This is a genomic window from Sphingomonas sp. CFBP 8765 (assembly GCF_014841445.1).
GTDB classification, from domain to species: Bacteria; Pseudomonadota; Alphaproteobacteria; order Sphingomonadales; family Sphingomonadaceae; genus Sphingomonas; species Sphingomonas aerolata.
The window spans coordinates 716,445-737,391 of the sequence record NZ_JACYTY010000001.1 but is presented as its reverse complement, the minus strand read 5'-3'; the positions used below and the strand labels follow the sequence as shown (position 1 = coordinate 737,391).

At 67.8% G+C, this 20,947-nt stretch carries 15 protein-coding genes; 11 read left to right on the top strand and 4 right to left on the bottom strand.

Annotated features, from left to right (window positions below; translation table 11 throughout):
• The first annotated feature begins 139 nt into the window (after positions 1 to 139).
• The gene (locus IFT87_RS03535) at positions 140 to 3,109 is read left to right on the top strand and encodes a M16 family metallopeptidase (RefSeq protein WP_192007535.1); all 2,970 of its coding nucleotides are present in this window, start codon (positions 140 to 142) and stop codon (positions 3,107 to 3,109) included.
• 151 nt (positions 3,110 to 3,260) lie between these two features.
• Positions 3,261 to 3,746: a hypothetical protein gene (locus IFT87_RS03530; protein WP_037531841.1), complete on the top strand. Its 486-nt coding sequence runs from the start codon at positions 3,261 to 3,263 to the stop codon at positions 3,744 to 3,746.
• Positions 3,747 to 3,779: 33 nt separating this feature from the next.
• Here the strand turns inward: IFT87_RS03530 and IFT87_RS03525 are convergent, their stop codons facing one another.
• The 3 genes from IFT87_RS03525 to IFT87_RS03515 form a co-directional block, all read right to left on the bottom strand.
• A complete protein-coding gene (locus IFT87_RS03525) occupies positions 3,780 to 5,570 on the bottom strand; it encodes an AMP-dependent synthetase/ligase (RefSeq protein ID WP_192007534.1) in 1,791 nt (596 codons plus the stop codon).
• A gap of 199 nt (positions 5,571 to 5,769) precedes the next feature.
• The gene (gene ggt / locus IFT87_RS03520) at positions 5,770 to 7,518 is read right to left on the bottom strand and encodes a gamma-glutamyltransferase (protein ID WP_192007532.1); all 1,749 of its coding nucleotides are present in this window, start codon (positions 7,516 to 7,518) and stop codon (positions 5,770 to 5,772) included.
• A 92-nt stretch (positions 7,519 to 7,610) separates the two neighbouring features.
• Entirely contained in the window at positions 7,611 to 8,642 is a 1,032-nt protein-coding gene (locus tag IFT87_RS03515) for a quinone-dependent dihydroorotate dehydrogenase (protein WP_192007531.1), read from the bottom strand.
• A gap of 234 nt (positions 8,643 to 8,876) precedes the next feature.
• On the opposite strand from IFT87_RS03515, the gene IFT87_RS03510 reads away from it, so the two are divergent.
• The 9 genes from IFT87_RS03510 (at position 8,877) to mtnP (ending at position 17,560) form a co-directional block, all read left to right on the top strand.
• The gene (locus IFT87_RS03510; protein ID WP_031441060.1) at positions 8,877 to 9,305 is read left to right on the top strand and encodes an SUF system Fe-S cluster assembly regulator; all 429 of its coding nucleotides are present in this window, start codon (positions 8,877 to 8,879) and stop codon (positions 9,303 to 9,305) included.
• 124 nt (positions 9,306 to 9,429) lie between these two features.
• Positions 9,430 to 10,920 (top strand): Fe-S cluster assembly protein SufB, encoded by a 1,491-nt coding sequence (gene sufB, locus IFT87_RS03505; RefSeq protein WP_056020496.1) that lies wholly within the window; start codon positions 9,430 to 9,432, stop codon positions 10,918 to 10,920.
• A 96-nt stretch (positions 10,921 to 11,016) separates the two neighbouring features.
• Complete coding sequence (gene sufC / locus IFT87_RS03500; RefSeq protein ID WP_031441058.1) at positions 11,017 to 11,760, top strand: Fe-S cluster assembly ATPase SufC; 744 nt, start codon at positions 11,017 to 11,019, stop codon at positions 11,758 to 11,760.
• Positions 11,761 to 11,917: 157 nt separating this feature from the next.
• Positions 11,918 to 12,991 carry a SufD family Fe-S cluster assembly protein gene (locus IFT87_RS03495; protein WP_192007529.1) on the top strand — a complete coding sequence of 358 codons (1,074 nt, stop codon included), beginning with the start codon at positions 11,918 to 11,920 and terminating at the stop codon, positions 12,989 to 12,991.
• Positions 12,988 to 14,202: a cysteine desulfurase gene (locus tag IFT87_RS03490; RefSeq protein WP_037530760.1), complete on the top strand. Its 1,215-nt coding sequence runs from the start codon at positions 12,988 to 12,990 to the stop codon at positions 14,200 to 14,202. Before IFT87_RS03495 ends, IFT87_RS03490 begins: the two co-directional genes overlap by 4 nt.
• Positions 14,199 to 14,660: an SUF system Fe-S cluster assembly protein gene (locus tag IFT87_RS03485; RefSeq protein WP_031395029.1), complete on the top strand. Its 462-nt coding sequence runs from the start codon at positions 14,199 to 14,201 to the stop codon at positions 14,658 to 14,660. Before IFT87_RS03490 ends, IFT87_RS03485 begins: the two co-directional genes overlap by 4 nt.
• 127 nt (positions 14,661 to 14,787) lie before the next feature.
• Entirely contained in the window at positions 14,788 to 15,141 is a 354-nt protein-coding gene (locus IFT87_RS03480; protein ID WP_031441054.1) for a HesB/IscA family protein, read from the top strand.
• A 167-nt stretch (positions 15,142 to 15,308) separates the two neighbouring features.
• Entirely contained in the window at positions 15,309 to 16,700 is a 1,392-nt protein-coding gene (locus tag IFT87_RS03475) for an amino acid permease (RefSeq protein ID WP_037528993.1), read from the top strand.
• Entirely contained in the window at positions 16,697 to 17,560 is an 864-nt protein-coding gene (mtnP, locus tag IFT87_RS03470) for an S-methyl-5'-thioadenosine phosphorylase (RefSeq protein ID WP_192007528.1), read from the top strand. The genes IFT87_RS03475 and mtnP overlap by 4 nt, the downstream gene beginning before the upstream one ends.
• A 459-nt stretch (positions 17,561 to 18,019) precedes the next feature.
• On the opposite strand, the gene acnA is transcribed toward mtnP, so the two are convergent.
• The gene (gene acnA, locus IFT87_RS03465) at positions 18,020 to 20,704 is read right to left on the bottom strand and encodes an aconitate hydratase AcnA (protein WP_031396444.1); all 2,685 of its coding nucleotides are present in this window, start codon (positions 20,702 to 20,704) and stop codon (positions 18,020 to 18,022) included.
• Between the last annotated feature and the right edge of the window lie 243 nt (positions 20,705 to 20,947).

Genomic DNA, 20,947 nt, shown 5'->3' with positions numbered 1-20,947 from the left:
TCGTCGTTCGCTCGTACCGCGCGCCCGTATTCGCGCTTGCAGGTGATTGAGATAGCGCGGCTATGGGACGAAATGATGGCGCAGCGCGCGCGACGGGCACAGCGCTGGCGGTCGGCGGCCGGGGGCGCTACAGGACGGCATGGCGTTTACCCCCCGCGCGTTCGGCGCTCCCGTCTTCCTGTCGCTCGTGCTGTGCCTGGCGATCCCTGCCATCGGCCAATCGGGGACGCGGCCCGCGTCCCGCGCCAAGCCGCCCGCGGCGGCACCTGCGGCCCCCGTCCAGCCGCAGACCGTGGCGATGCCCGGCGAGGCACCGACGCTGCCGGGGCTGCCCGGGATCGACACGACCGCGTGGCTCTACAAGGGCAGCGATCTCACCCGCGATCCCGAGTGGAAGTTCGGCACGCTGCCCAACGGGCTGCGCTTTGCCGTGCGCAAGAACGGCGTTCCGCCGGGTCAGGTGTCGGTCCGCGTCCGCGTCGATGCCGGGTCGCTGAACGAGAGCGATGCCGAGCGCGGCTATGCGCATTTCATCGAGCATCTGTCGTTCCGCGGGTCGAAATACGTCCCCGACGGCGAGGCCAAGCGCGTCTGGCAGCGGTTCGGCGCGACGTTCGGATCGGACACCAATGCGCAGACTACGCCCGTCTCGACGACCTACAAGCTCGACCTGCCCTCGGCGAGCGAGGCGGGGCTCGACGACAGCCTGAAGATCCTGTCGGGGATGATGGAGCAGCCGGTGCTGACCGATGCGACGGTCACTGCCGAGCGCCCGGTGGTGCTCGCCGAACAGCGCGAGCAGCCCGGACCCCAGGTGCGGATCGGCGATGCGATCCGGTCGACCTTCTTCGCGGGCCAGCCGCTCGCGGACCGGTCGCCGATCGGCAGCATCAAGACGCTCGAGGCGGCGACCGGCGCGAGCATCAAGGCGTTCCACGATCGCTGGTACCGGCCCGAGAACACCGTTGTCATCATTTCGGGCGACATGGATCCGGCGCTGTTCGGACGGCTGATCGTCAAGAACTTCGCGGACTGGAAACCGGTCGGCGCGTTCACCGCGGCGCCCGATTTCGGCAAGCCCGATCCCGCCGCCCCCGCCGCACAGGCGATCGCCGAGCCGTCGCTGCCCGCGGTCGTCACGCTCGGCGTGGTCCGGCCCTGGGTGTACAAGGACGACACCGCGATCATGAACCAGACGCGGCTGGTCGACGTGCTGGCGACGCGGCTGATCAGCCGGCGGCTCGAGACGCGCGCGCGCGCCGGTGGCAGCTATCTCCAGGCGGGGGTGTCGATCGACGACGTGTCGCGGTCGGCGAACCTGACCAGCGTCAACATCGTGCCGATCGGGACGGACTGGGAAGCGGCGCTGAAGGACGTGCGCGCGGTGATCGCCGACGCGCAGACCAACGCGCCGAGCCAGGCCGAGGTCGACCGCGAATATGCCGATTTCGACACGATCATGCGCACCCAGGTCGAGACCGCGCGGGTCGAGGCGGGCGCGCGCCAGGCCGACGACATGGTCGGTGCGCTCGACATCCGCGAAACCGTCGCGGGGCCGGAGACGTCGTACAAGATCCTGCAGGACGCCAAGGCGAAGGGCATGTTCACCCCCGCCACGCTGCTCGCGGCGTCGAAGCGGATCTTCGAGGGGACCGCGACGCGCGCGCTGGTCAACACGATCACGCCTGACCCCGCCGCTGTGGCCAAGCTCGAGACCGCGCTGAAGGCGGACGTCTCGGGTCTCGCGGGGCTGCGTCGCCAGCAGAATGCGGTGACGTTCGCCGCGCTGCCGCCGCTCGGCAAGCCCGGCGTCGTGGCATCGCGCGAAAAGATCGCCGCGTTCGACATGGAGCAGGTGACCTATGCCAATGGCACCCGCCTGCTGCTGTTCCCCAATACGGGCGAGACCGGCCGCGTCTATGTCCGCGTCCGGTTCGGTCGCGGTTACAGCGCGATCCCGGCTAACAAGCCGAGTCCGGCCTGGGCGGGCGACCTCGCGCTGGTCGCGGGCGGGATCGGCAAGCTCGACCAGGGCGATCTCGACCAGCTGACCGCCGGGCGTCGCATCGGCCTCGACTTCGGGATCGACGACGACGCGTTCACGCTGGGTGCGCTGACCTCGCCTGCGGATTATGCCGACCAGCTGACGCTGATGGCCGCCAAGCTCGCCTTCCCGGCATGGGACGCAGCGCCGGTCGCGCGCGCGCGGGTCGCGGCGCTGGCGGCGTTTGCGGGCTATGAATCGTCGCCCGACGGCGTGCTGTCGCGCGATCTGGAGAAGCTGTTGCGCGCGGGCGATCCGCGCTGGGGCACGCCGTCGCGCGAGTCGGTCGAGGCGCTCAACGCCAAGGACTTCCGCAAGTTCTGGGAGCCGCTGCTCAAGACCGGGCCGATCGAGGTGTCGGTGTTCGGCGACGTGAAGAGCGAGGAGGCGATCGCCGCGGTCGCCAAGAGCTTCGGCGCGATCGCCGCGCGCTCCGCGTCGACCGCGGTGGCGGCGCCGGTGCGCTTCCCCGCGCATGTCGCGACCCCGGTGATGCGCACGCATACCGGCCCGCAGAACCAGGCGGCGGCGGTCATCGCCTGGCCGACCGGGGGCGGGATCGAGGCGATCACCGAGAGCCGTCGCCTCGACGTGCTCGCACAGGTGTTCGCCGACCGGCTGTTCGAGCGGCTCCGCCAGGCGGCGGGCGCGAGCTACAGCCCGAACGTGCAGAGCCAGTGGCCGACCGGGATGAACAGCGGCGGTCGCCTCGTCGCGATCGGCCAGGTCGCGCCTGAGAAGGTCGCGTTCTTCTTCGAGACCGCGCGCAAGATCGCCGCCGAGCTGGTCTCGACGCCGATCGCGGAGGACGAGCTGCAGCGGATCAAGCGGCCGATGGGGCAGTACATCATGCGCGCCTCGACCGGGAACCAGTTCTGGATGCAGCAGCTCGGCGGGGCGACCTATGATCCGCGGCGGATCGACGCGACCAAGCGGATCGCCGAGGATCTGGTGTCGACGACGCCGGCCGACCTGCAGGCGGTCGCGGCGAAATATCTGCGCCCCGACCGCGACTGGACGATGGCGGTGGTGCCCGCCGCGGTGCCCAAGCCGGCGGCGAAATAGGCGGACCTGGAGGACGCGTGCCGGTCGGTGCGCGCCCTTCGCCGAAGAAAATATCCTCGCGCAATGTCGGGCGGCGGGGATCGATCCGCACCACCGGATCGATCGTCATGCTGCGGGCGTTTGAACCTGATTCATACCCGGGAGTGTATTGATGAAGAAGACGTGGTTAGCGCTGGCGGTTGCCGGCGGGTTGGGCGTGTCCGCCTGTTCGGGCGCGCCGTCGACCGATGCGGTCGATAACAATGCGATGAGCACTGCGGGCGTATCGCTGCGCAATCTGGGCGAAACCGAAGTCGCAGCGCCGGCGCCGCCCGCGCTGACGGTCAAGGGCGACCTGATCCCGACCCCGTCGGATACCGCCTCGCGCTATTTCCTGCTGCGCGAGCGCCGGGCGATCGGCGGCACGGTGATCGCGATCATCCGCCAGGAACATGCCGGCCGCGTCGCCTATGCCCGCACCGAAGTCGATTGCGAGCGTCGCCTGTTCCATGTCCTGGGCGTCGCGCCGCGCCGTTCGCTGGTCGAGACGAGCATCGCCTATGACGGTCCGTTGCGCCCGATCGCCGGGCTGCCGCTGCGCGAGGAGCTGGCGACCTATGTCTGCAAGCGCAGCAACCTTCCGCTGGGCGCAGCCTGAGGGGGCGGGGGGTCCAATGTGGCCCCCCATTCGTCAGCCCTTGAGGTAGAGCGCGTCGAGCCGGCCGCCATAGGCCTGGCGGATGACGTGGCGGCGGATCTTGAGGCTCGGCGTCAGCTGTTCGTTCTCGATCGTGAACGGCCCGTCCGCCAGCACGAAGCGGCGGACGCGTTCGGTGACGGTCAGATCCTTGTTCACGCGTTCGATCGCGTGGCCCAGCGCGGTCCGGAACTCGCTGTTCTCGGCCAGCCTGCTGAAATTGCACGCATCGCCGTTCGACGCGCACCATTGCTGCGTCCATTCGGGATCGGGCACGATCAGCGCGACCATATAGGGGCGCTTGTCGCCGGCGATCATCGCCTGGACGATCTCGGGCTGGAGCGTCAGCATCCCCTCGATCTTCTGCGGGGCGACATTGTCGCCCTTGTCGTTGATGATCAGATCCTTCTTGCGGTCGGTGATGCGGATGCGGCCCTGCGCGTCGATCTCGCCGACGTCACCGGTGTGCAGCCAGCCGTCCTTCAACACCTTCGCGGTCTCGGCGTCGTTGCGCCAATAGCCATGCATGACGAGCTCGCCGCGGACCAGGATCTCGCCATCCTCGGCGATCCGCACCTCGGTATCCTTGAGCGGCGGGCCGACCGAATCCATCCGCACGCCCGCCTTGGGGCGGTTGCACGAGATGACGGGCGCGGCCTCGGTCTGGCCATAGCCCTGCAGGAAGGTGAGGCCGATCGATTCGAAGAACAGCCCGACCTCCGGGTTGAGCGGCGCGCCGCCCGAGATCATCGCCTTCAGCCGGCCGCCGAACTTCTTCGCGATCTTGGGCTTGAACAGCGTCGCGACGGCGGCCTGCGCCGGCCGGTCGATCAGGCGGAGCTTGCCCGCATAGCGCCGGGCGCCGATGTCGAGCGCGCGGGCGAGCAGATAGGCGGACGCGCCGCCCTGTTTCTCGATCGTCTTCGAGATGCGCGTGCGCAGCACCTCGAACAGGCGGGGGACGACGAACATGATCGTCGGGCGCGTCTCCTCGATGTTGGCGGCGAGCTTTTCGAGGCCTTCGGCATAATAGATCTGGCCGCCCAAGGAGATCGGGAAATGCTGGCCGCCGGTATGTTCATAGGCGTGGCTGAGCGGCAGGAACGACAGGAAGACCTCGTCGTCCCAGCCGAAATCCTCCGAGATGACGGCGGCGCAGCCTGCGCAATTGTGCAGGATCGCGCCGTGATGCTGCATCACGCCGCGCGGCGCGCCGCCGGTGCCCGAGGTGTAGATGATGCAGGCGAGATCGTCGCGGGTGAAGGTCGCGCGCGCCGCCGCGGTCTCGGGCGTGGTCGGATGCGCGGCGATCAGCGCGTGCCAGTTGTGGAAGTCGATCGCCGCGGGGACTCGCATGTCCTCGAGCCCGATCACGATCTGCGCCTGGTTCGAGCGCAGGACCGCGGGGAGCACCGTTTTCGCCAGCTTCGCGGTCGAGACGATGATCGCGCAGGCGCCCGCATTCTCGATGATGTGCAGGTGATCGCGTTCGGTGTTGGTGACATAGGTCGGCACCGTCACGCAGCCCGCGGCCATGATCGCGAGGTCGCTGAGGCACCATTCGGGGCGATTCTCGCTGACCAGCATCACCCGGTCGCCGCGTTTGAGCCCGATCGCGGTCAGCGCGCTGGCGAGGCTCGCGACCTGTCGCGCGGCGTCGGCCCAGCTGGTCGCCACCCAGGCGCCGCTCTGCTTGGTCCAGAGGAACGGCGAGTCGCCCCTCTCCGCGGCGCGCGCGAAGAACATGGTGACGAGGTTGGGGAAGGGTTCGAGCTGGCGGGGCATGGTCTCTCCTGGGGCGCTCTTGCGAACTGTGTCCCCTCGCGGGGCCGCTCGGTCTTTGGTGCGGTATAGTCTGCTAACGGTCCGTCGTCATTCCCGCGGAGGCAGGAACCCATATTGGCTGACCGGCCTGTGGGATCACCGATGTCAGCGCCTATGGATCCCCGCCTGCGCGGGGATGACGACAAAGGGGCGGGGCATGCTATTCCGGCGCGCGCTGGAGGGCGCCGACGCGCTGGATCTGGGTCACCGTGCCGTCCTGCGCGATTCCGACGCCTTCGCTGCGCGGATCCGCGGCGCCGACCCAGCGGCCGTTCACCCGCTCGACCGCGTTCGCCTTGAGGCCGAGCGCGGTGACCTGCACCGTCTCGCCCAGTGCCTCGAGCGCGGGGATCATCGCCTCGCGCTCGGTGCCCTTCTCGACCGCGGCGACATGGCCGGGGGCGTAGATCAGGCCGAGCGCGATCGAGTCCTGTGCGGACAGTTTCCAGTCGACGACGCCGATGATCGCCTTCGCGACCTGCGCGATGATCGTCGAGCCGCCCGCGGCGCCGACCGCGAGCCGGACCTTGCCCTCGGGGCCGTAGACGATCGTCGGCGACATCGAGCTGCGCGGGCGCTTGCCGCCCTCGACGCGGTTGGCGACGAGATAGCCGCCCTTTTCGGGGACGGTGTCGAAGTCGGTGAGCTGGTTGTTGAGCACGGTGCCGTCGACGGTCAGCCCCGAGCCGAAATAGCCCTCGACCGTGGTCGTCACCTCGACGACGTTGCCGCGCGCGTCGGCGACCGCGAGATCGGTGGTGCCGGGGACTTCGCTGACCGGCGCGGACTGGCGCGCGGGGGCGCCGGGGGGCGAGCCTGCGCTGACGCTGGCCATCGTCGTGGTCGGCTGGATCAGCGCCGAGCGTGAGGCGAGATAGGCGGGGTCGAGCATGCCCTTGACCGGCACCGACACGAAATCGGGATCGCCGACATAGAGGTCGCGGTCGGCATAGGCGAGCCGCGAGCTTTCGGCGAACAGGTGCCACGCCTGCGGACTGTCCTTGCCGAGCTTGGCCATGTCGAAGCGTTCGAGCTGTTTCAGGATCATCAGCACGGTGATGCCCCCCGAGGAGGGCGGGCCCATGCCGCAGATGCGGTGGACGCGGTAGGTGACGCAGACCGGCGCGCGGGTCTTCGCGTCATAGCTGGCGAGGTCGCCGGTCGTCATCTTCGACGGGTTGCGCGCGGCGCCATTGACCGTGGTGACGATCTTCTGCGCCTCGGGCCCGACATAGAAGCTGTCGGCGCCGCGCGCGGCGATCCGCTGGAGCAAGGCGGCCTGGGCGGGGTTCCTGATCATCGCGCCGATCGCGACGGGCGATCCGTCGGGGGCGGAAAAGAGCGTGCGCGTTTCAGGCGTGATGTGGCCGCCATACGCCTTCATCCCGTTGACGAGCCGCGGCGACGCCTTGAAACCGTTGGTCGCGAGCCGGATCGCGGGGTCGAACAGTCGCGCCCAGGGGAGCTTGCCCGACGCGCGGTGCGCGAGCGCCATGCCGCGCAGCGCGCCGGGGACGCCGACGCTGCGACCACCGGGAACCGCGTCGCGGTGACTGAGCGGGGTGCCGTCGGCGGCGTAGAACCAGCGTGGATCGGCGGCGGCGGGGGCCTTTTCGCGCGCGTCGATCGTGCTGAGCCCGCCATTCGCGGCATGGCTGACCCAGAAGCTGCCCCCGCCGATCCCCGAGCTTTGTGGTTCGACGACGTTGAGCGCGAGCATCGTTGCGATCGCCGCATCGGTCGCGCTGCCGCCCGCGCGCAGGATCTCGACACCCGCGGCGGCGGCGCGGGGGTCGGCGGCGCTGACCATGCCCTGATCCTTCGCCGGGGCGGTGGCGGGGGCGGTCCGGCGGGCTTCGGCGGTGGCGGTGGGGAGGAGGAGGGCGAGCGCGAGGAGTGGAGTCTTCATCGCGTGCGAACCTAGCGCGGATCGGGTGGGTGGCAAGGCGTCCGCCGCAAACTCGCCGTCATCCTGGGTCGAGCCCAGGATGACGAAGTGTGTCAGCGGGCGTCGACGCCGATCGCGTCAGCGATGCTGGCGAAGCCGTCGCGGGTGAGCAGCGCGTCGAGCTCGCGCAGCATCCGTGCGGGGAGGCCGGGGCCTTCATACACCAGCGCGGTGTAGAGCTGGACGAGGCTCGCCCCTGCGCGGAGGCGGGCATAGGCTTCCGCACCGCTGCCGATGCCGCCGACCGAGATCAGCGGGATCGCGGCGCCGGTGGCCTTGCGGAAGTCGGCGAGGCGCTGGCGCGCGAGCGGGGCGAGCGGGGCACCCGACAGGCCGCCGGTTTCTTTGGCGTTCACCGAGCGCAGGCCGGGGCGGCCGATCGTCGTGTTGTTGACGATCAGCGCGTCGATCCGGTTGTCGATCGCGGCGCGGGCGATGTCGTCGATGTCCGCGGGCTCGAGGTCGGGCGCGACCTTGAGGAAGATCGGCGTGGTGCCCTTGGCGGCGGTGCAGGCGGCGAGCAGATCGCGCAGTGCTGCGCCATGTTGCAGGTCGCGCAGGCCGGGGGTGTTGGGCGAGCTGATGTTGATCGTGATGTAATCGGCGTGCGGCGCGGCGCGGGTGACGCCGTGGACGTAATCCGCGGTGCGATCGCTCGCGTCCTTGTTCGCGCCGACGTTGATGCCGAGCACGCCCTTGCCGCGGCCGTGCGCCTTCGCCCGGTCGAGCGCCGCGTCGAGGCCACCATTGTTGAAGCCGAGGCGGTTGATCACCGCGCGGTCTTCGGGGAGGCGGAAGATGCGCGGCTTGGGATTGCCGGGCTGGGGCAGGGGGGTGAGCGTGCCGATCTCGACGCTGCCGAGCCCGAGCCCGAAGAACCCGTCGATCGCGCGGCCGTCCTTGTCGACGCCGGCGGCGAGCCCGACCGGGTTGGGGAAGGCGATCCCCGCCACGCTGGTCGCAAGCCGCGGGACGGATGGCGCGAGCGGCGTGCCCGCCTTGCCCCAGGCGGCGAGCGCGGCGATCGTCAGGCCATGCGCGCGTTCGGCGTCGAGGCGGAAGAGAAGCGGGTGGTAGAAGGCCATGCGCGCTCTTACCCAGATCGGCTGGGGTGGCCAAACCCTTCTTCCGTCATTCCCGCGCAGGCGGGAATCCATCCGTCCGCAGGCGCAAAAGACAGAGTGGATTCCCGCCTCCGCGGGAATGACGAAGTGGACTCAGTTGCGAGTCGTTAGCACTGACGGACGGGTTGACGCTGCTGCCCGCAAAGCCCATTTGTCAATCGGATCATATCGGTCCGATTGGACTCACAAGTCACCATGCGTCTTTCCAGCCTAGCCGACTATGCGGTCGTGATGATGAGCGCCGCGGCGCGTCATTGCGGTGGTATCGCGCGGCTGAACGCGACGCTGCTGAGCGAGGAAACCGGCGTGCCGCTGCCGACGGTGCAGAAGCTGGTAAGCCGCTTGTCGGCGGCGGGGCTGATCGAGAGCACGCGCGGGACCGGCGGCGGGTTTCGCCTGTCGCGGCCGCCCGCGTCGATCTCGCTCGCCGACATCATCGAGGCGGTCGAGGGCCCGATCGCGCTGACCGCGTGCGTCGACGGTGCGGCGCAGGATTGCTGCATCGACCAGACGTGCAAGGTGAAGCCGCACTGGAACGCGGTCAACGGCGCAGTCCGCGGCGCACTCGCCGGCGTGACGCTCGCCAGCCTTTTGCAAGTCCCGAATTCGCCGGTGCCCGCATGACGCGCGCAGCGCCTAACCCCTTTCTCCGCGATCTCTGCGCCTCCGCGCGCAAAATCTCATATTCGCGCAGAGACGCAGAGATCGCAGAGTTTTTAGAGAGCCGCGTTGCGGCGGAGATGGAATGATGGCTACCCGGAACGCAGAGGCCTATGCCGCCGCGAACAAGACGTACGAGTGGGGCTTCTCCTCGGACATCGAACAGGAATTCGCGCCCAAGGGCCTGTCGGAAGACACGGTGCGCTTCATTTCCGCCAAGAAGGGCGAGCCGCAGTGGATGCTCGACTGGCGTCTGAAGGCGTTCGCGCTGTGGCAGACGATGGAAGCACCCGACTGGTCGAAGCTCAACGTGCCGCCGATCGATTACCAGGACGCCTATTATTACGCGGAGCCCAAGGCGAAGCCGAAGCTCGGGAGCCTCGACGAGGTCGATCCCGAGATCCTGCGCGTCTATGAAAAGCTGGGCATCCCGATCGGCGAGCAGAAGATGCTCGCGGGCGTGGTCGAGGATCCGCTGAACGAGGACGGCACGCCGAAGCGCCGCGTCGCGGTCGACGCGGTGTTCGACAGCGTCTCGGTTGCGACCACGTTCCGCAAGGAATTGGAGGCCGCGGGCGTGATCTTCCGGTCGATCTCCGAGGCGATCAAGGAATATCCCGACCTGGTGCGCAAGTGGCTCGGCAAGGTCGTGCCGCAGCGTGACAATTACTTCGCGACGCTGAACTCCGCGGTCTTCTCCGACGGCACGTTCGTCTACATCCCCGAGGGCGTCCGCTGCCCGATGGAGCTGTCGACCTATTTCCGGATCAATGCCGAGAATACCGGGCAGTTCGAACGCACGCTGATCGTCGCCGACAAGGGGTCGTACGTCTCCTATCTCGAAGGCTGCACCGCGCCGATGCGCGACGAGAACCAGCTGCATGCGGCGGTCGTCGAACTCGTCGTGCTCGACGATGCCGAGATCAAGTACTCGACCGTACAGAACTGGTATCCGGGCGACGAGAACGGCGTCGGCGGGATCTACAATTTCGTCACCAAGCGCGCTTTGTGCCAGGGCAAGAACTCGAAGGTCAGCTGGACACAGGTCGAGACCGGCAGTGCGATCACGTGGAAATATCCGTCGTGCGTGCTGGCGGGCGACGGCTCGGTCGGCGAATTCTATTCGGTCGCGGTGACGAACAATCGCCAGCAGGCCGATACCGGCACGAAGATGATCCACCTCGGCAAGAACACGCGGTCGACGATCGTGTCGAAGGGGATTTCGGCGGGGCGCTCGGACAACACCTATCGCGGGCTGGTGCGCGTCGCACCGACCGCGGAGGGCGTGCGCAACTTCACGCAGTGCGACAGCCTGCTGCTCGGCGACCAGTGCGGCGCGCATACCGTGCCGTATATCGAGGTCCGCAACCCGTCCGCGCAGATCGAGCATGAGGCGACGACGTCGAAAATCTCCGAGGACCAGCTGTTCTACGCGATGTCGCGCGGGCTGGATGCGGAGGCGGCGGTGGCGTTGATCGTCAACGGCTTCGCGCGGGAAGTGCTGCAGCAGCTGCCGATGGAGTTCGCGGTCGAGGCGCAGAAGCTGTTGGGGATCTCGCTGGAAGGGTCTGTGGGGTGATCCCCGCCCGTCATCCCGCTGGCGCGGGCATGACGGGACAGCGCTGGCGCAGGACGCGCCGCGGAAATTTAGAGATTTGGAATTGGGCAGAATTCGATGCTGAAAATTGAAAACCTTCATGCCGAGATCGACGGCAAGGAAATCCTCAAGGGGCTCTCGCTCGAGGTGAACGCGGGCGAGGTGCACGCGATCATGGGGCCGAACGGCGCGGGCAAGTCGACGCTGGGCTATGTGCTCGGCGGGCGGCCTGGGTACGAGGTCACGTCGGGCTCGGTGACGTTCGACGGCGTCGACCTGCTCGAGCTCGAGGCGCATGAGCGCGCCGCGGCGGGCGTGTTCCTTGGCTTCCAGTATCCGGTCGAGATCCCCGGCGTGTCGAACGTCCAGTTCCTGCGCGAGGCGTTGAACGCGCAGCGCGCGACGCGTGACGAGAAGGCGCTGTCGGGCGGCGAGTTCCTGAAGCTCGCGCGCGGGCAGGCGGATCTGCTCGGGATGGATTACGACATGCTCAAGCGGCCGGTGAATGTCGGCTTTTCGGGCGGCGAGAAGAAGCGCAACGAGATGGTGCAGATGGGCATCGTCAACCCGAAGTTCGCAATCCTCGACGAGACGGACTCGGGCCTCGACATCGATGCGCTGCGCGTCGTCGGCGACGGCATCAACCGCATCATGCGCGCGCCCGACAAGGCGGTGCTGCTGATCACGCATTACCAGCGGCTGCTCGATTATGTTGAGCCGGACTTTGTCCATGTGCTGGCCGACGGGCGGATCGTCCGCTCGGGCGGCAAGGAACTCGCGCAGCAGCTCGAGAGCGAAGGCTATGTGGGGATCGCCGCATGATCTACCTTCGCGCCGCAGGCAGGAAAGATTGGGCTCACGCGAAGGCGCAAAGGCGCGAAGGGCGTGTGGTCAATAATCTCGTCAGCAATATCCTTCCAACGCCTCTTCGCGCCTTCGCGCCTTCGCGTGAACCATTCTCGTTTTCGTGGGCCGCATCATGAGCGTTCTCGAACTTCCCTCCACGCGCGAGGAGTCGTGGCGCTGGGGTGATCCGGCGGCGATTGCGGCGGCGGCGGGGTTGCCGCGCGGTGAGGCGCTGGCGGGCTCGTGGTTCCTCGAGCTTGAGGGCGCGCGGGCGGTGTTTGTCGATGGCGTGCTGGATGAAGGTCGCAGTGATCTTCGGCATGTCGCGATCGCGCCGCTCGAGGGTGGTACGCATGTGCTGGGCGCGCGGACGACCGGTCATGGCTGGTCGTTGCGCGTCGAGGCGCATGCTTCGGCGGAGCTGATCCAGATCGTCCATATCGCGACCGGGGGCGAGAATCATGTTCCCGCCGAGATCGTGCTCGCGGACGGCGCGCAGGCGTCGGTGGTCGAGACCTATGTCGGGACCGGCTGGTCGAACCGGTCGACGCGGATGAGGCTGGGCGCGGGCGCGAAGCTGACGCGTGCGGTGCGGTTGCTGCAGACCGCGGGCTTCGTGTCGGTGCGCGACGAGGCGGATGTCGGTGCGGGGGCGAGCCTGATCGTGACGATGCTCGGCGCGGGCGATGCGGGGACGCGGATCGACGGCGCGATCACCGTTTCGGGCGACGATGCGTTTGCCGAATATGGCGGCGCGCTGCTGACGCGGCGCGACCAGCGGCAGGAATGCGCGCTGTCGGTGCGGCATGCCGCGCTGAACGGGCAGAGCAAGCAGATCTGGCGCGCGGTCGCAGCGGACACGTCGACCGCGAGCCTTGCGGCGCGCGTCGAGGTGGCGCGCGATGCGCAGAAGACCGACGGCGTGCAGTCGCTGCGCGGGCTGCTGCTCAAGCGGACCGCGACGGTCAATCTGAAGCCCGAGCTCGAGATCTTCGCGGACGACGTGAAGTGCGCGCACGGTGCGACGGTCGGCGAACTCGACCAGCGCGCGCTGTTCTACATGCAGAGCCGCGGCATTCCGCATGCCAAGGCGCAGGCGCTGCTGACGCGTGCGTTCGTCGGCGATGCGTTCGCGCAGATCGCGGACGCGACGGTGCGCGATGCATTCGTTGCGGACGCGGATGCGTGGCTGGAGGCGGCATTATGACCCTGACGCTCGAAACGCGCCCGCTCGACCGGGTGTCGGACTTCCCGGCTATCCCCGACGGCTGGGCCTATCTCGATACCGCCGCCACCGCGCAGAAGCCGCAAGCTGTGGTCGACGCGATCACCCGCGCTTATGGCGAGACCTATGCGACCGTGCACCGCGGTGTGTACCAGCGCTCCGCCGACATGACCGTCGCGTACGAGGCGGCGCGGGGGGCGGTGGCGCGGTTCATCGGCGCGGGATCGCCCGACGAGATCGTGTTCGTGCGCGGCGCGACCGAGGCGATCAACCTGGTCGCGACCTGCTGGGCGGGGACCCAGTTGAAGGCGGGCGACCGCATCCTGCTGTCGATGCTCGAGCATCATTCGAACATCGTGCCGTGGCAGATGATCGCCGAGGCACGCGGTGTCGCGATCGACGTGCTGCCGCTGACCGCGGACCATTGCATCGATCTCGACGCGATGGAGCGGATGATCACGCCCGCGCACAAGCTGGTCGCGCTCGGCCATGTGTCGAACGTGCTCGGCTCGGTGCTCGACGCGAAGCGGGCGACGGAGATTGCGCATTCGGTCGGGGCGAAGATCCTGCTCGACGGCTGCCAGTCGGTGCCGCGGATCGCGGTCGACGTGTCTGCGATCGGCTGCGATTTTTACGTGTTCTCGGGCCACAAGCTGTACGGTCCGACCGGGATCGGCGTGCTGTGGGCAAAGCCCGAGCTGCTCGAGGCGATGCCGCCCTATCAGGGTGGCGGGTCGATGATCGACAAGGTGTCGTTCGCGAAGACGACGTACGCGCCGGCGCCGGGACGGTTCGAGGCGGGGACGCCGCATATCGTCGGCGCGCTCGGGCTGCATGCGGCGATCGACTATGTCGAGAGCATCGGGCTGGCGGCGATCCATGCGCACGAAACCGCGCTGGTCACCGCGACGCGCGAGGCGCTGTCGGGGATCAATTCGGTGCGGCTCTATGGCCCGGCGGATTCGGCGGGGATCGTCTCGTTCACGATCGAAGGGGTTCATCCGCACGACATCGGCACCATATTGGACGAAGAGCGCGTCGCGATCCGGGCTGGCCATCATTGCGCCCAGCCGCTGATGGAGATGCTGGGCGTCGAGGCGACGGCACGGGCGAGCTTCGGTGTCTATAACGGTCCTGCTGACGTGGATGCGCTGGTGCGCGGTATCGCGCGAGTAACGAGGATATTTGGATGAGCGATCGGTTCGAGATCGAGGAAGTCGAGGCGGTGCAGTCGCCGCCCAAGGCGCGTGTCGTGCTCGACACCGACGGCGATGCGGAGCGCAAGCGCGACTATCTCGCCGGGTTCCTGGCGCAGAAGCCGCAGGTGGACTCCCCCGGCGAACCGGGTGGCGCGGTCTATGACGCGATCATCGATGCGTTGAAGGACATTTACGATCCCGAAATCCCGGTGAACATCTATGACCTGGGGCTGATCTACGGCGTCGAGGTGACCGAGGACGGGCATGCGGTCGTCACGATGACGCTGACCACGCCGAACTGTCCGGTGGCGGAATCGATGCCGATGGAGGTCGAGATGCGCGTCGGTGCGGTGCCGGGCGTCGGGGTGGCCGAGGTAAATCTGGTATGGGATCCGGCATGGGATCCGCAGAAGATGTCCGACGAGGCGAAGCTCGAACTGGGCATGTTGTAACGACTTGCCCCTCCCCTTCAGGGGAGGGGACGGGGGTGGGGCCTCACCGCGAGCGCGCGATCCGGTCGGGCGCCCCACCCCAACCCCTCCCCTGAAGGGGAGGGGCTTTAGATGGAAGGAACGAGCCATGGCGACGACATTACGAGCACGGCCCGCGGCGCTGAACCTGACCGCGACCGCGCATGCGCGAATCGCGGACCTGATGGCGCGCGCGCCGGAGGAGTCGATCGGGGTCAAGCTGTCGACACCCAAGCGCGGCTGTTCGGGACTCGCCTATTCGGTCGATTATGTGAGCGAGGCCAAGCCGTTCGACGAACGGATCGACACGCCCGGCGGCACGCTGTTCGTCGATGGCGGGTCGATATTGTACCTGATCGGGTCGACGATGGACTGGGTCGAGGACGACTTCACGGCCGGGTTCGTGTTCCAGAACCCCAACGCCAAGGGTGCGTGCGGGTGCGGGGAAAGCTTCACGGTCTAAATTCTGCCGTGAGCTAATGTGTCCCCGCGAAGGCGGGGACCCAGACTGGGCTCCCGCCTTCGCGGGAGAACAAAGATCCGGCCGAGCCAAGGCGATGCCGGCCGACCGGCCGCCTTGCTTGCCCATCCCGTCCTGTGCCACTCCCCCCTGAAGAAGAGGGGATCTACGTGGCCAGTCTGTTTCGCCGAAAAATCGTCACCGAGCAGCCGCCCGAGCATCAGCTCGCGCGGACCTTGTCATGGCCGCATCTGGTCGCGATGGGCGTGGGCGGGATCGTCGGCACGGGGATCCTGACGCTGATCGGCGTCGGGGCGGGGCTCGCGGGCCCCGCGGTCATCCTGTCGTTCATCATCGCCGGCGGGATCTGTGCCTGCGCCGCGCTCGCCTATGCCGAGATGGCGACGATGATCCCCGCGTCGGGCAGCGCCTACACCTATAGCTATGTCGTGCTCGGCGAGCTGATCGCCTGGGTGATCGGCTGGAGCCTGATCCTCGAATATTCGCTGGTCGTGTCGACCGTCGCGGTCGGCTGGTCGGGCTATGCCGCGCCGTTGCTGCGCGGCGCGTTCGGGTTTCCCGAGGCGCTGACACTCAGCCCCGAGCTGGGCGGGATCCTGAACGTGCCGGCGATCGTCATCATCGCGGTCGTCGCGGGCGTGCTGTCGTTCGGGACGCGCGAGAGTGCGACGCTGAACGCGGTGCTGGTGGCGGTGAAGATGATCGCGCTGACCGTGTTCGTGTTCATCGCGCTCCATTATTTCAACAGCGCGAACCTGCAGCCGTTCATGCCCTATGGCTTCCCCAAGGCCGTCCAGCCCGACGGCGCGGAGCGCGGCGTGATGGCGGCGGCGGCGATCATCTTCTTCGCATTCTACGGGTTCGACGCGATCTCGACCGCGGCGGAGGAGACGAAGAATCCGGGCCGCGACCTCGCGATCGGCATCCTCGGATCGATGGTGGCGTGCATCGCGATCTACATCCTTGTCGCGGTCGCCGCGGTGGGCGCGTTGTCCTATACGCGGTTCGCCGGCTCGGCCGAGCCGCTCGCGCTGATCCTGCGCGAGATCGGGCGGCCGGGGTTCGCGACGTTCCTCGGCGCGTCGGCGGTCATCGCGTTGCCGACCGTGCTGCTCGCCTTTCTGTTCGGGCAGAGCCGGATCTTCTTCACGATGGCGCGTGACGGGCTGCTGCCGCTGGGCCTCGCCAAGGTTTCCAAGCGCGGTGCGCCGGTGCGGATCACGTGGATTACCGCGGCGATCGTCGCGGTGATCGCGGGGCTGTTGCCACTCGCCGAGATCGCGGCGCTCGCCAATGCGGGGACGCTCGCGGCGTTCGTCGCGGTGTGCGCGTGCATGCTGGTGATGCGTCGCCGTGCGCCCGATGCGGTGCGCACCTTCCGCGCGCCTGCCGCGACGCTGGTTGGCATCGTCGGCATTCTCGGCTGCCTGTATCTGTTCTTCAGCCTGCCCTCGAAGACACAACTCTATTTCGGCATGTGGAACCTGCTCGGGCTGGTGATCTACTTCGCCTATGCGCGGCCGCGGGCGCTTGCCGAATGAGCGGCTGGACGATCGGGATCATCGGCGGCTCCGGGCTGTACGGGGTCGAGGGGATCGAGGACGGGCGCTGGCAGACGGTGGAGACACCCTGGGGTGCGCCGTCGGATGCGATCTATACCGGGCGCGTAGGGCCTGTCGGGGTGGCGTTCCTGCCGCGGCACGGGCGCGGGCACAGAATCGCGCCGTCGGACCTGAACGCCCGCGCGAATATCGATGCGTTGAAGCGGCTGGGCGTGACCGATGTGCTGGCGGTGTCGTCGGTCGGGTCGCTGGTCGAGGCGCGGCCGCCGGGGAGCTTCACGATCGTCGACCAGTTCATCGACCGGACCAAAGGGCGGGTGTCGAGCTTCTTCGGCACGGGCCTGGTCGCGCATGTCTCGATGGCGGATCCCGTGTGTCCGCGCCTGTCGGGCTATGCCGCCGATGCCGCGCGTCAGGCCGGGGCCGAGGTCGACGACCGCGGCACCTATCTGGCGATGGAGGGGCCGCAATTCTCGACGCGCGCGGAAAGCCGGTTGTACCGCCAATGGGGGTGCGACGTGATCGGGATGACCGCGATGCCCGAGGCGAAACTCGCGCGTGAGGCGGAGCTGCCCTATGCGCTGGTCGGGATGGTGACCGACTATGACTGCTGGCGCGAGGAGGCGGCGGGGGTCGATGTCGCGGAGGTGATTGCGCAGCTCGGTGCGAATGCGGCGAAAGCGCGCGCGATGGTGATGGCGTTGCTGCGCGGCCTGCCGGCGGAGCGGCCGGCGTCGCCGATCGATACCTGTCTCGACAGTGCGATCATCACGGCGCGCGAGGCGCGGGATCCGGTGCTGGTGGCGAAGCTCGACGCGGTGGCGGGGCGGGCGCTCTAGCGGCGGCGTGACGCGCGAGGCTCTGGGTCCTGACGTTCGTCAGGATGACGGTTCGGGGAGGTGGTGGTTTGCCACCGGGTGCGGTGATCGGCGGAAGAATTGCGGCGATCCGAGGGCTCCGACACATTGGTGCAACATATCGGCGCGATGAGGTGGGGGTCGCCGCTCCCTCTCCCCCTGTGGACGGCGACGTGGCCGGGTTGTTCCCCCTCCCGGTCCCTCCCTGAACTACGGGGCGATCGTCATGGTCGCCCCGCTTTTTTCTGCCGGGCCCGGGTCGCGTTCGAGACGCGCCGTCTGGTGAAACTCGCCATCCAAAACACGTCATCCCAGCGAAGATCGGGATATCCCTTGTAGTGGGCGACATGCGCCTCACGGGGATATTCCGGCTTTCGCTGGAATGACGGTAGTTCAGGGGGCAGGCGTCGTCCCGGATTGCGCCGGGACAACGTCGCCGGATCAGGCGGCCAGCTTGCGCAGGACGTAGTGCAGGATGCCGCCGTTGAGGAAGTATTCCAGCTCGTTGACGGTATCGATCCGGCACTTGGTCTGGAACGTCTCGCTGGTGCCGTCGGCGCGGGTCATCTTGACGCTCACGTCCTGACGCGGGCGGATGCTTGCCACGTCGAGGATGGTGAACGTTTCCGAGCCGTCGAGGCCGAGCGTCTTGCGATCGGTGCCTTCGGCGAACTGCAGCGGCAGCACGCCCATGCCGACCAGGTTCGAGCGGTGGATACGCTCGAAGCTCTCGGTGATGACCGCGCGGACGCCGAGCAGGTTGGTGCCCTTGGCCGCCCAGTCGCGCGACGAACCGGTGCCATATTCCTTGCCGGCGACGATCACGAGCGGCGTGCCGTCCTGCTTGAAGCGCATCGCGGCGTCGTAGATCGCCATGACCTCGCCGTCATATTTGGACATGCCGCCTTCGACGCCGGGGACCATCTCGTTCTTGATGCGGATGTTGGCGAAGGTGCCGCGCATCATCACGTCATGGTTGCCGCGGCGTGCGCCATAGCTGTTGAAGTCGGCCTTGCTGACCTGATGCTCCTGGAGGAAGCGGCCGGCGGGGCTGTCCGCCTTGATCGAGCCTGCGGGCGAGATGTGATCGGTGGTGATCGAATCGCCGAGGATCGCGAGCGGCTTGGCGTCGATGATGTCCTGCACCGGCGAGGGCGTCATGCTGAGGCCCTCGAAATAGGGCGGGTTGGCGACATAGGTCGACCCTGCGCGCCAGGCGTAGGTGTCCGAACCCGTGACGTCGATCTCGCGCCACTTCGAGTCGCCGGCATAGACGTCGCCGTAGCGCGCACCGAACATCGACGCGTCGATGTTGGCGTCCATCGTGCTGCGGACCTCCTCGTTGGTCGGCCAGATGTCGCGCAGATACACGTCCTGGCCGTCGGTGCCCTGACCCAGCGGCGTCTCGATCATGTCGGTCGTGACGGTGCCCTTGATCGCATAGGCGACGACGAGCGGCGGGCTGGCCAGGAAGTTGGCGCGGACGTCGGGCGAGACGCGGCCTTCGAAGTTGCGGTTGCCCGAGAGGACCGAGGCCGCGACGAGGTCGTTCTCGTTGATCGCCGACGAGATCGCCGGCGCCAGCGGGCCCGAATTGCCGATGCAGGTCGTGCAGCCATAGCCGACGAGGTTGAAGCCGAGCGCGTTCAGGTCGGCGGTGAGGCCGGCCTTGTCGAGATAGTCGGTGACGACCTGCGAACCCGGCGCCAGCGACGTCTTCACCCAGGGCTTCGACTTGAGGCCCAGCGCGTTCGCCTTGCGGGCGACGAGGCCGGCGGCGACGAGCACCGACGGGTTCGACGTGTTGGTGCAGCTGGTGATCGCGGCGATCACGACGTCGCCGTCGCCGATGTCGTGCTCACGCCCCTCGACCGCGACGCGCTCGGGCTGCTCCTTGTGGTAGAGCTTGTGGAGGTCGCTGTTGAACACCTCGTCGACCTTGTTGAGGCTGACGCGGTCCTGCGGGCGCTTCGGGCCTGCGAGCGATGCGACGACCGAGCCCATGTCGAGCTCGAGCGTGTCGGTGAAGACGGGGTCCTCGGCATTCTCGTCGCGCCAGAAGCCGTTGGCCTTGGCATAGGCCTCGACCAGCTCGACATTCTCGTCAGACCGCGCGGTGAGGCGCATGTAATCGAGCGTCTTGTCGTCGATCGGGAAGAAGCCGCAGGTCGCGCCATATTCCGGCGCCATGTTGGCGATCGTCGCGCGATCGGCGAGCGTCATCGACGACAGGCCTGGGCCGAAGAACTCGACGAAGCGGCCGACCACGCCCTTGGCGCGCAGCATCTGCGTGACGGTGAGCACGAGATCGGTGGCGGTGATGCCCTCGTTCAGTGCGCCCGTCAGCTTGAAGCCGACGACTTCGGGGATCAGCATCGAGACGGGCTGGCCGAGCATCGCGGCCTCGGCCTCGATCCCGCCGACGCCCCAGCCGAGCACGCCGAGACCGTTGATCATCGTCGTGTGGCTGTCGGTGCCGACCAGCGTGTCCGGATAGGCGATCATCGTGCCGTCGCCATGATCACCCGACGAGGCCGACGACCAGACGGCCTGGCCGATATATTCGAGGTTCACCTGGTGGCAGATGCCGGTGCCGGGGGGGACGACCTGGAAATTGTCGAGCGCCTTGCTGCCCCACTTCAGGAATTCGTAGCGCTCGATGTTGCGCTCGTACTCGAGGTCGACGTTATCCTCGAACGCCTTGGGCGTGCCGAACTCGTCGACCATCACCGAGTGATCGATGACGAGGTGGACGGGAACCTGCGGGTTGATCTTCTCGGGGTTGCCGCCGAGCTTGGTCATCGCATCGCGCATCGCGGCGAGATCGACGACGCAGGGCACGCCGGTGAAATCCTGCATCAGCACGCGCGCCGGGCGATACTGGATCTCGCGGTCGCTGCGACGCTCCTTCTGCCAGTCGACGATCGCCTGGATGTCGTCGCGCGTTACGGTGACGCCGTCCTCGAAGCGGAGCAGGTTCTCGAGCAGCACCTTCATCGAGAAGGGCAGGCGGCTGATGTCGCCGAGCTGTTCGGAGGCCTTGGCGAGGCTGTAATAGTCGTACGACTTGCCGCCGGTCGAAAGGCTCGTGCGGGTCTTGAGGGTGTCCTGGCCGATGGCAGTCATAGGGGTCCTTCCCGTGGGCGTCGGGCCGCCGGGCGCCGAGGGGAAAGCGGCCTATGGGACCGCGGGGGCGCGTAGGGGACCGACCTGAATGCGGTTACTGCCGGGGCCTTAGCAAGGGGGGGCGGGCGGGGGAAGGGCGGGTTTTGATTGAGACGCGGTTTCGCGTGCGCGACTAACATTGCGACCGACATTGCGACCGGGCCACAACCGGTTATGCTCCGGCTCCGTCGAAGGCCGATGCAG